Genomic DNA, 11,123 nt, shown 5'->3' on the forward strand with positions numbered 1-11,123 from the left:
TGTTATGTGTCTTCGTTTTTCAATCAGGCTGATGCTGAAACATAAGTCATTTTCGCTTCGCTAAAAAGTATGGCATCAAATTTTTCACGTTAAGATTATGTTATATGACAGAGGGAGGAAATCATGAGTGAATGGGATTCTGTGGCAGATCGAGTCAATTTTAATTTAAAAATATCAACTGATGATTTTGTCGCATCTGTACCTCTTGAATCAAAAATTTTGGACTTTGGTTGTGGATATGGGCGCATCACAAAACAGATATCAGAGCTTGGTTATCGTGAAGTCGTTGGCGTCGATTCATCGAAAGAAATGGTAAGCCGAGGTTTGAGCGAATGTCCAGAGCTTGATTTAAGATATTTATCAACTGAGGTTTTGCCTTTCCATGATGGCGAATTTGATTCGATAGTTTTGTGTGCCGTACTCACTTGTATCCCAGAACAAAGCTGTCGTAACAATATACTTAGCGAACTACACCGAGTGCTCAAACCTCAGGGTATTATTTATCTAGCTGAGTTTTGTTCAGACCAAAGCTTACATTTTGTTTCAGGTACAGGCGTATCGATGTGGCATAGTTCCAAAGCAGAGTTTGAAGCGTTACTAACAAACTTTAATATTGAGAGTTCTACGTTGGTCGATAACTCGACTATATCAGGTCATAAAAGTAAAGCAATCCATATCATCGCGCGAAAAGTCATATAACAGTTAAAGTTAATATTGGAAATACTTAACGCGGCTACATGATCTAATAGGGAAGTCAGTATGAACTACGAAGAATTTAACCATTTTTGCGGTTCTTTTGCTGGAACAAGTCACGTTGTTCAATGGGGGAATTCCGATGTATGGAAAGTCGGTGGTAAAGTCTTTGCCATAGGTGGTTGGAGCGATGGTTCCCAAGCTGCATTTACGTTTAAAACGTCTAACTTAAATTTCGAGTTTTTGAGTAATAGTGATGGTTATAAACCTGCGCCATATTTTGCCAATCGTGGAATGAAGTGGATACAGCAAATTGAGACCTCGGGTAAATTAGACGACGATTTAAAGTATTATTTGTCTGAGTCTTACCGAATCGTAGCTAGTGGTTTAAGTAAGCGTAAACAACAAGAGTTGGGCATCGAGAGCCTAGCTGAACCACGCTAATAAGCGTTCAAGACGAAAATTGAGTAAAGATCATGGATGAAAGAAGTAAATTATTCCTAGAACAATATCTTAGTTCTCTGACCTGTGACAATGCATCAAAGTACACCTCATTTAGTTCCGATTATTTTTGTGCCGACGAATATAATGCAAACCTATGCGCTGATCTCATATTACGTGGTGAAAAACGAGCCTCATGCAGTTTAGAGATTTGGTATAGCGAACAAGGTGAGCTTATGCCTGAAGTGGGACATCTTCAGGTTGTAACTAATTGGTCTGGTGAACCCGTTTGTATTATAGAAATAACTTCCGTATCAAAGTGCAAATACAATGAAATTACGGCTGAGTTTGCTGAGTTAGAAGGTGAAGGTGACAAAACACTAGGCTGGTGGAAAAAAGCTCATTGGAATTTCTTCTCAAAAGAGTGCGAAGAACTCAATATCAGTCCATCAGAAGATATGGTGCTTGTCTTAGAGCATTTTAAAACTGTGTACCCAGCGAAAAAATAACAAGTTGTTTAGAGTGTTTTACCATATGGGCATTTTAGTGTGTGCTGGTTTTAGTGTTTAAGTTAGTTTGCTGAGACTTCGGTATTGCTTGCTTCACATCTTAACAAGGTTTTATATCCAAATGTTTCTGATGCTGATAAAACTATATTATCCACAGCACTAGTCTTGGCAAATCGTTCAATTTTAACCAAACTTAACTAAAACTAGCGATTGGTGACACCATGGAACGACGACACTTTTTAGCGCTTTTGAGTTTGATTTTTACGACAGGTTTAAAGGCCAAAACGCCGATACAGTTAACACCTGAACAAGCAGAAGGGCCATTTTATCCGGTCGATCGTATTCCTCTTCGATCAAATTTATTACTTCAGACTGAAGGATTAATTGGAGAGCCCATTATATTGCAAGGGAAAGTAGTGGATACAACGGGAAACCCTGTTTCAGGCATCAAACTAGAAATCTGGCAGTGTGATGGGCAAGGTATCTATTCTCACCCAAACCAGCCAAATAACGATATGTTTGATGCTCACTTTGCTGGGTTTGGCGCGGTGGAAACTCAATCGGATGGACGCTACTTATTCCAGACATTGTATCCTGTACCTTACGCCTCTCGTCCGCCACACATTCATGTTAAGTTGTGGCGTGGTAATCAAGAGCTACTTACCACCCAATTGTACTTAAAAGGTAATACTGGTAATGAATGGTGGGGTGGAAAAGCCCGTGATCATCTACAGTTTGAAACTATGCGAATCGACGGGCGTTTAACTGGTGAATTTACCTTTGTAATTGGCTAGCGAATCCGTTTAAGGCATTAGCTTAACAAATTGTTCCATGCGTTATTTTTCCAATATTGGATGAGGTTCGGCTTCCGTGACTAGAACGATATCCACAGAAGGTTGCAATGGCATATTATCTAAAGTATTAAGATCGTCTTAACGCTAATAATGTCCATTGCACTTATTGCTATTCCCGAGCTAACAATCGCTCTCTGTGCAGATGCCATATTACAGCCTCGACGCAGGTCCGAGTCTATTACTTCCCTTAGCCACTTACTATTTTATCGGTAGGTAGATCTCCGTTAACAACTCACATTCATTGACTTCATGAACAAAATTTAAATAACGAAAGTAACAAGGATACTCTCTTAATTCTTCTTTACTATCTGGCAGCCATTTTTGATATAAGTGATACAAGGTGTCGCCAATGCTGTCATGGCTTCCTTTATGGATTGCCATAGCGCACCTGCCACTTGGTATTGTTCCAGATTTTATTCCATAGGTGTTCTCTGGAACCTCTCCTTTGTGCGAGCCACAGATATCAAACTGAAACTCATCATCTGGCGTATCGCTTGGGTCAGAGTGAGGAATACCAAATGTTTCGCTGGTTTTTATTGGAGATAAACCTGTCGATTTTCGCCAATTTATAAACTTAGCTGCTGTCTCGTATACCAGTAGTGGGCTACCTTTATGTTCAATTAATGCAACTTCTCTTTTTTCGAAATCTACGATTTGAACATTCATTACACTTTCTCCTGTTATTGGTGGATGATATTCATACTTTGAGTGCCAAGAACGCCACTCAGGCTGATTTCTAAATTGGGAAGGTGTTTGCCCGAATATCCTTGAAAAAGCACGCGTAAAGGCTTCTAGGCTTTCGAATTGAGCTTCAAAAGCAATATCAGTAACACTGAACTGTGACTCAAATGCTAACCTGAAAGAAGCGCGTTTCATTCGTGCTAGCAACACATGTTGCATAGCACTGATCCCCATGAATGCCTTAAAGATACGGTGAAAGTGGTACTTTGAACTGGCAGCGACAGTACTTAGTTGCCACATCATTAATTAATAACGCATATCTTAACTACATGGTACTCAGTGCTTACTTCTATCTATTTCTTGTCCCGAATTTTCAAAGTTGGCACTTCGTAACACAAAAGTGCCCCTTTATCAGTTAGACCTAATACTCATTCATATTGTGTTAACGTGATTTTGGATTAGTTTTTATAATGTTTTAATGTAATGGTTTGACGAATCATATAAAACTAAAACGCCTCACAGAAACCTGTGAGGCGATAGGCCAATATTAATGAAGCTGATCTACAATATAATTTTCTGATGTATAAACCTTATTTACCTTGTCCCAAGGGATAGGTGTCAAGGTTGCGTGAGCTTTTTTAGCTCTTTTTTTTACATATTCTGTTGCTTGGAAATATTGTTTCGATGTGATTGAATTATAGTCAGTATCAGGCATGCTAGTTGGCGATAGCTCAGTAACGTACGTATACTTGCCACACCCTTCAAGCCACACTTTCACTTGCCCATTTGGTAGGAAACCAAAATCAAATTGACTTTGATAGCAAGTACGTTTTATTCCGTCAGATTCCACATGATGCTGTTGTGTATACATCAGCGCTTTCATTTTTGGGGTGACATCTAATTCAGTAATATAGAACTTCGCATCAAAAAGGGATGTCCAGTAAAGCACGACTTTATCGGGTAGATGATTGGTTTTCATAATCTGTTCATAGTAAGCAATTGTAGAATAACTTCTTAATGGCATACCATAACCATCATAATTAGGTAAAAAGCCCTTTATACGCTTAAAATCACTAACCGTCATAAATTGACTATGAGTGTGTAAAATAGAGGTCCAATCTTCTTGCGTGTTAATACCATATGCTTTAGTGACTCTGACAGGGTAAAATGATGGCATAGCGTAACCAACCGTCCAATCAGGAACTTCATCAGGTACGCGTTCTCTATTCATCATGCTACAACCAGCCAGTAATAGGCAGAGCACCCCTGTTGATATAATATTTTTCATTTACTGTCCTTGTGTAATGAATGCTGAATCTAGCTCTTTCATTGAGCGCCTCACAGGTTTCTGTGAGGCGATAAGTCAATATTAATGAAGCTGGTCAACAGTAAAATGTTTAGATGTATAAACCTTATTTACCTTGTCCCAAGGGATAGGCGTTAAGGTTGCGTTAGCCTTTTTAGCTCTTTTAAGTACAGCGTTTCTTGTCTGGTTATGATCAGAGTAAGTACTTCCGTTATAGTCCGTTTCGGGTGTGCTCGTTGGTGACAGTTCAGTAACGTACGTATATTTGCCACACCCTTCAAGCCACACTTTCACTTGTCCATTTGGTAGAAAACCAAAATCAAATGTCGTTTGGTAGCAAGCTCGTTTTATTCCATCTGGTCGAATGTAACTTTGCTTTTTATAGGCCAGCGCTTTCATTTTTTGGGTGACATCTAATTCAGTAATATAGAACTTCGCGTCAAAAAGGGACGTCCAATAAAGCACAACTTTATCGGGTAAATGATTTGTATATCTTATCTGGGAGTATTGAGCGATCCCAAAAGTTAACGATAATCCATATCCATCATAGTCCGGTTGAGACTGTTTAATTCGTTCTAAATCGCTGATTCTCATAAATTGACTATGAGTGTGTAAAATAGAGGTCCAATCTTCTTGCGTGTTTATACCATATGCTTTAGTGACTCTGACAGGGTAAAATGATGGCATAGCGTAACCAACCGTCCAATCAGGAACTTCATCAGGTACGCGTTCTCTATTTATCATGCTACAACCAGCCAGTAATAGGCAGAGCACCCCTGTTGATATGATCTTTTTCATTTACTGTCCTTGTGTAATGAATGCTGAATCTAGCTCTTTCATTGAGCGCCTTACAGAAAATAGTGAGGCGGTAAACCAATATTAATGAAGCTGATCTACAATATAGTTTTTTGATGTATATATCTTATTTACCTTGTCCCAAGGGATAGGCGTTAAGGTTGCGTTAGCCTTTTTAGCTCTTTTAAGTACAGAGTTTCTTGTCTGGTTATGATCAGAGTAAGTACTTCCGTTATAGTCCGTTTCGGGTGTGCTCGTTGGTGACAGCTCAGTAACGTACGTATACTTGCCACACCCTTCAAGCCACACTTTCACTTGCCCATTTGGTAGGAAACCAAAATCAAATTGACTCTGATAGCAAATACGTTTTATTCCGTCAGATTCCACATGATGCTGTTGTGTGTACATCAGCGCTTTCATTTTTGGGGTGACATCTAATTCAGTAATATAGAACTTCGCATCAAAAAGGGATGTCCAGTAAAGCACGACTTTATCGGGTAGATGATTGGTTTTCATAATCTGTTCATAGTAAGCAATTGTAGAATAACTTCTTAATGGCATACCATAACCATCATAATTAGGTAAAAAGCCTTTTATACGCTTAAAATCACTAACCGTCATAAACTGACTATGAGTGTGTAAAATAGAGGTCCAATTTTCTTGCGTGTTAATACCATATGCTTTAGTGACTCTGACTGGATAAAATGATGGCATAGCGTAACCAACCGTCCAATCAGGAACTTCATCAGGTACGCGTTCTCTATTTATCATGCTACAACCAGCCAGTAATAGGCAGAATACTCCTGTTGATATGATCTTTTTCATTTACTGTCCTTGTTTACATTCGAATATTTGACGCTCATTGTATCTTTGCTCTGTCGGCCTTTTCTGGCCATTTGAGACCAAAAGCCTTTATGATTCGCTGGCGCTTGCGGCGGAATATGCTGAGAATTGTACGGGGTATGTTTCATGGTTATTTTCTATCTTTCTTCGGCGTTAACGATTCCCTGAGTGAGAATACACGCTAAATAGACTGGGCAATAATTGGCCTGATTATAAGATATGACCTCCACAAAAAAGCACGCCGAGATGGGCGTGCTTATTATGCGTTAGGCAGAAGCCGTGTTTGGTGTGGTTGCTATAGAATCAGTGGTAGGGATCGGTATAACTTCACCCAATGGTGGCTCTGAATTTTGCTTCTCAACAATTTTCGTCACTGCTTGTTCAAACGCTTCATCATCCATACTGAACCAAAAGTCTGGCTTTCGATGATGCGCCTTATCATAAGCAACGGTTGCACTGTCTTTATGGCGGAAAGGCTCATTCATTGGAATGTCGGGCAAAGGCTGGCTCACATCCATATAGGCTTGGATCATGTTCCATAAGCGTTTGTATTCATCAAGATCTCTTGAACCATTGATAAAACGGCCAATGGGAACCCCATGTTTATAACCATTATAACGATGAACAAGAAACAGTTGATAATTAATAAAACCCTGTGGGGTTGGCGATGTTGTCAGGTAGCAATCAAACTCAACAAAAGGGTGACTAAATCGCACCTTATTACCGAAACCATACAGTGTGACCATGCCCGTTTCTCGGCTTAATGAAAATAAGGTTTTAATGGGTAATTTTCCATTAAAAAAAGAGAAAGACCACCAAATGAGTAAGGATGGTATCAATACGTATAAAAGAAAAGTCAAAATATCGATTGATGATTGCGATGAAATGTTGGTTACGAGATATATTATCCCCAGAAGAACAAATGCTAACGGCATCATATAGAGAGCAATAAATTTTCCGAATGTCACGGCATAAAAATAGACCAAGCCCCACCATGGGAAAGTGATGTCGTGAATCTCACGCTCACTGTATATATCACTCTCAAATGTCTTAAGCTTTTTCAGTTCAGAGGGGGTACGGGATCGCAGCTCTTTTTCTGGCACATGATGATTATTGCAAGTAAATGGGAAGTGCACACCTTTTCTGGCCATGTTTGACCAAAAGCCTTGCTGATTCCCCGGCGCTTGCGGCGGAATGTGCTGTGAGTTATAAGGATTATGCTTCATGGTTATTTTCTATCTTTCTTCGGCGTTAACGATTCTCAGAGTGAGAATACACGCTTAATAGACTGGGCAATAATTGGCCTGATTATGAGATATGACCTCCACAAAAAAGCACGCCGAGATAGACGTGCTTATTATGCGTTAGGCAGAAGCCGTATTTGGTGTGGTTGCTATAGAATCTGTGGTAGGGATCGGTATAACTTCACCCAATGGTGGCTCTGAATTTTGCTTCTCAACAATTTTCGTCACTGCTTGTTCAAACGCTTCATCATTCATACTGAACCAAAAGTCAGGCTTTCGATGATGCGCCTTGTCATAAGCAACGGTTGCATTGTCTTTATGGCGAAAAGGCTCATTCATTGGAATGTCAGGCAAAGGCTGGCTCACATCCATATAGGCTTGGATCATGTTCCATAAGCGTTTGTATTCATCAAGATCTCTTGAGCCATTAATAAAACGGCCAATGGGAACCCCATGTTTGTAACCATTATAACGATGAACAAGAAACAGTTGATAATTAATAAAACCTTGTGGGGTTGGCGATGTTGTCAGGTAGCAATCAAACTCAACAAAAGGGTGACTAAATCGCACCTTATTACCGAAACCATACAGTGTGACCATGCCCGTTTCACGGCTTAATGAAAATAAGGTTTTAATGGGTAATTTTCCATTAAAAAAAGAGAAAGACCACCAAATGAGTAAGGATGGGATCAATATGTATAAAAGAAAAATCAAAATATCGATTGATGATTGCGATGAAATGTTGGTTACGAGATATATTATCCCCAGAAGAACAAATGCTAACGGCATCATATAGAGAGCAATAACTTTCGCAAAAGTCACGGCATAAAAATAGACCAAGCCCCACCATGGCAATGTGATGTCTCTAATTTGACGTTCGTTGTAGCCGCCTTCAGATGGGTCTAACGTTCTAAGCTCAGAGGGTTTACGGGATCGCAACACTTTACTTGACACATGATGATTATTGCAAGTAAATGGGAAGTGCACACCTTTTCTGGCCATTTGAGACCAAAAGCCTTGCTGATTCCCCGGCGCTTGCGGCGGAATATGCTGTGAGTTGTAAGGATTATGCTTCATGGTTATTTTCTATCTTTCTTCGGCGTTAACGATTCTCAGAGTGAGAATACACGCTAAATAGACTGGGCAATAATTGGCCTGATTGATGATGAGATATGACCTCCACAAAAAAGCACGCCGAGATGGGCGTGCTTATTATGCGTTAGGCAGAAGCCGTGTTTGGTGTGGTTGCTATAGAATCTGTGGTAGGGAACGGTATAACCTCACCCAATGGTGGCTCTGAATTTTGCCTCTCAACAATTTTCGTCACAGCTTGTTCAAACGCATCATCATCCATACTGAACCAAAAATCTGGCTTTCGATGATGCGCCTTATCATAAGCAACGGTTGCATTGTCTTTATGGCGAAAAGGCTCATTCATTGGAATGTCGGGCAAAGGCTGGCTCACATCCATATAGGCTTGGATCATGTTCCATAAGCGCTTGTATTCATCAAGATCTCTTGAACCATTGATAAAACGGCCAATGGGAACCCCATGTTTATAACCATTATAACGATGAACAAGAAACAGTTGATAATTAATAAAACCTTGTGGGGTTGGCGATGTTGTCAGGTAGCAATCAAACTCAACAAAAGGGTGACTAAATCGCACCTTATTACCGAAGCCATGTAGTGTGACCATACCCGTTTCTCGGCTTAATGAAAATAAGGTTTTAATGGGTAACTTTCCATTAAAAAAAGAGAAAGACCACCAAATGAGTAGACACACCACTGATATAAAGATTAACCCAAGATATGCTGTATTTAGTTCACTTTGTGGGGCTTTAGTAAAAATATTCACCATACCAAAAACCAAAAAAGCTAACGGCATAAAATAGATTGCAATAACTTTCGCAAAAGTCACGGCATAAAAATAGGCCAAGCCCCACCATGGGAAAGTGATGTCGTGAATTTCACGCTCACTGTATATATCACTCTCAAATGTCTTAAGCTTTTTCAGTTCAGAGGGGGTACGGGATCGCAGCTCTTTTTCTGGAACATGATGATTATTGCAAGTAAATGGGAAGTGCACACCTTTTCTGGCCATTTGAGACCAAAAGCCTTGCTGATTCCCCGACGCTTGCGGCGGAATGTGCTGTGAATTGTACGGGGTATGTTTCATGGTTATCCTTTTCATTTTATAGGTTATCAGCCCATTCTTTTTGTTGTTGAGTAAAGTCAGCACGGGGAGGTCCAATATTGTTCAAACGTATTGCATTTTTATCTAAAGAAGGAAGTGGAAATACCGTACCTTTATGTGTTATTCGCGCTTTCGCTAAAACAGCGACTTCTATTGTTTCTCTGACATTTTTTGTCTGGCGAGTATCTTCCGTCGTTTTTATACAAAAAACATAACTATTACCTAAACTCATTCCTCCTAGGGAGGAGAGGGGCTGCTGGCTGGAATACTGATCACTCAACTGATTATTCCCATCAATTAATACCTTTGTAAGCTTTTGGCATGCTTTCACAGTGATATTCTTCTGATTTAATGAGATGGGTAAATTCGACTGAATATGAATATAATGTGTTGTAGGCATTGTATTCAAACGTTGTGATACTTTATCACTTAATTGTAACTGCACTTTATCTTTTGGATAAACAGTGATTTTAATGCCAATAATTTCGTTCAACCATGTAAGATATGCAAGCTCAGGGTCGTCCTTTAATGATGCATACTCTCCATTAAAACGATCTTCCTCCTCTGCAAAAGGACCATTGGCGAGCCATTCTTGCATTGAGTTATCTTTTAGCCATAAGTAGCAAAGCCCACCAGTAAGGGAGATTGCAATGGCTAACCACCCCCAAGGTCCGACTAAAACAGACGGCGTTTTAATCCTGTTCTTTCCTAATATTCTGCTTGTTCTGCAAACAGTTTTTGTGCTTTTTCTACCCACTTCTCACTGCATTGATTTTTAAAATACATATTACAATAGCGGCTATCTGGTGAAAAAAATAGAGCGGCATAGGGGTTGCCTAACTCTGCTGCTTCAATCAACATTTTTCCGGCCTTCGGAGTATCATATATACTCGAACCGTAGGTAATGGTGGCTAACCAATACATCGCTTCTGGATTTTTTTTATCGGCTAAAGGTTGAAGTGCTTTTTTAGCTTCTCCCCATAACTTACGCTGTATATTAAGTACCCCTTCAAAAAGCGGGTCACCTGGCTGATAGATACTCGCTATATCAATAGAAGGGTTGATACTTGATATCGGATTTTCTGATAAAAATTGTTCAAATACAGCAATATCGGCTTGTTGAGGTGTTGTTGCTTTTGAGCAACCGGTTAAGGCTATCGAAGAGAGAGTTAAAAGAAGGGTAGTAATTATTACTTTCATGCATTTAAGGCCTTAATTTAGCTGACTAAGAAGCTAATAGATTTAATGTTGAATAGTACACCTAAAAACAATTGGGCAATAATTTGCTTTAATATTGATTAAAAAAGCGCTTCCTTTTTATTTAGGAAGCGCTCAAAAATTAAAAAATAATTAACCTTCAGGTACGTGAGCCCCATCAATATAAATCACTCTTTTTACCGAATCTGCTTTTTCTTGTGCTTTATTATTTGCAACAATCAAAGCTTCTTTTTCTTTAGGTGGATGAGTAAAGCTTATTGCAAAGTCATCACCATTAAAAAGTTCAGTTGCTTTTGCTGCAATATATTTCTCTTTTTCAGATAAAGAGTCATCTTCAATACT

General features: G+C 39.4%; 14 protein-coding genes. 4 read left to right on the forward strand and 10 right to left on the reverse strand.

Annotation, left to right across the window (positions count from 1 at the left end):
* Nucleotides 1-123 precede the first annotated feature (123 nt).
* From C9J38_RS06960 to C9J38_RS06975, 4 genes are all read left to right on the forward strand, one after another.
* Complete coding sequence (locus C9J38_RS06960; RefSeq protein WP_107206443.1) at nucleotides 124-699, forward strand: class I SAM-dependent methyltransferase; 576 nt, start codon at nucleotides 124-126, stop codon at nucleotides 697-699.
* A gap of 60 nt (nucleotides 700-759) precedes the next feature.
* A complete protein-coding gene (locus C9J38_RS06965) occupies nucleotides 760-1,137 on the forward strand; it encodes an MmcQ/YjbR family DNA-binding protein (protein WP_045128468.1) in 378 nt (125 codons plus the stop codon).
* Nucleotides 1,138-1,169: 32 nt separating this feature from the next.
* Entirely contained in the window at nucleotides 1,170-1,643 is a 474-nt protein-coding gene (locus tag C9J38_RS06970) for an ASCH domain-containing protein (protein WP_107206444.1), read from the forward strand.
* A 221-nt stretch (nucleotides 1,644-1,864) separates the two neighbouring features.
* Nucleotides 1,865-2,437 (forward strand): protocatechuate 3,4-dioxygenase, encoded by a 573-nt coding sequence (locus C9J38_RS06975; RefSeq protein ID WP_107206445.1) that lies wholly within the window; start codon nucleotides 1,865-1,867, stop codon nucleotides 2,435-2,437.
* 258 nt (nucleotides 2,438-2,695) lie between these two features.
* Here C9J38_RS06975 and C9J38_RS06985 read toward each other — a convergent pair whose 3' ends face one another.
* The 10 genes from C9J38_RS06985 to C9J38_RS21760 form a co-directional block, all read right to left on the reverse strand.
* Nucleotides 2,696-3,478 (reverse strand): GyrI-like domain-containing protein, encoded by a 783-nt coding sequence (locus C9J38_RS06985; protein ID WP_107206480.1) that lies wholly within the window; start codon nucleotides 3,476-3,478, stop codon nucleotides 2,696-2,698.
* 247 nt (nucleotides 3,479-3,725) lie between these two features.
* On the reverse strand, nucleotides 3,726-4,466 hold the full coding sequence (locus tag C9J38_RS06990; RefSeq protein ID WP_107206446.1) for a DUF2931 family protein: 741 nt from the start codon (nucleotides 4,464-4,466) through the stop codon (nucleotides 3,726-3,728).
* 81 nt (nucleotides 4,467-4,547) lie between these two features.
* A complete protein-coding gene (locus tag C9J38_RS06995; protein WP_107206447.1) occupies nucleotides 4,548-5,282 on the reverse strand; it encodes a DUF2931 family protein in 735 nt (244 codons plus the stop codon).
* Between the two features lie 81 nt (nucleotides 5,283-5,363).
* Nucleotides 5,364-6,104, reverse strand: a complete 741-nt coding sequence (locus tag C9J38_RS07000) for a DUF2931 family protein (RefSeq protein WP_107206448.1) — start codon at nucleotides 6,102-6,104, stop codon at nucleotides 5,364-5,366.
* Between the two features lie 284 nt (nucleotides 6,105-6,388).
* Complete coding sequence (locus C9J38_RS07005) at nucleotides 6,389-7,348, reverse strand: hypothetical protein (RefSeq protein ID WP_107206449.1); 960 nt, start codon at nucleotides 7,346-7,348, stop codon at nucleotides 6,389-6,391.
* Between the two features lie 138 nt (nucleotides 7,349-7,486).
* Entirely contained in the window at nucleotides 7,487-8,443 is a 957-nt protein-coding gene (locus tag C9J38_RS07010; protein ID WP_107206450.1) for a hypothetical protein, read from the reverse strand.
* A 142-nt stretch (nucleotides 8,444-8,585) separates the two neighbouring features.
* Nucleotides 8,586-9,545, reverse strand: coding sequence for a hypothetical protein (locus tag C9J38_RS07015; protein WP_107206451.1), 960 nt, complete (start codon nucleotides 9,543-9,545; stop codon nucleotides 8,586-8,588).
* A 16-nt stretch (nucleotides 9,546-9,561) separates the two neighbouring features.
* On the reverse strand, nucleotides 9,562-10,320 hold the full coding sequence (locus C9J38_RS07020; protein ID WP_233218476.1) for a hypothetical protein: 759 nt from the start codon (nucleotides 10,318-10,320) through the stop codon (nucleotides 9,562-9,564).
* Entirely contained in the window at nucleotides 10,272-10,763 is a 492-nt protein-coding gene (locus tag C9J38_RS07025) for a hypothetical protein (RefSeq protein WP_107206453.1), read from the reverse strand. The genes C9J38_RS07020 and C9J38_RS07025 overlap by 49 nt, the downstream gene beginning before the upstream one ends.
* Before the next feature lie 150 nt (nucleotides 10,764-10,913).
* Nucleotides 10,914-11,123, reverse strand: a 210-nt coding sequence (locus C9J38_RS21760) for a hypothetical protein (RefSeq protein WP_158259498.1), incomplete at its 5' end; no start/stop codon positions are given.

Origin of the sequence: Photobacterium sp. GB-210, from assembly GCF_003026075.1 — a bacterium.
Classification (GTDB): domain Bacteria; phylum Pseudomonadota; class Gammaproteobacteria; order Enterobacterales; family Vibrionaceae; genus Photobacterium.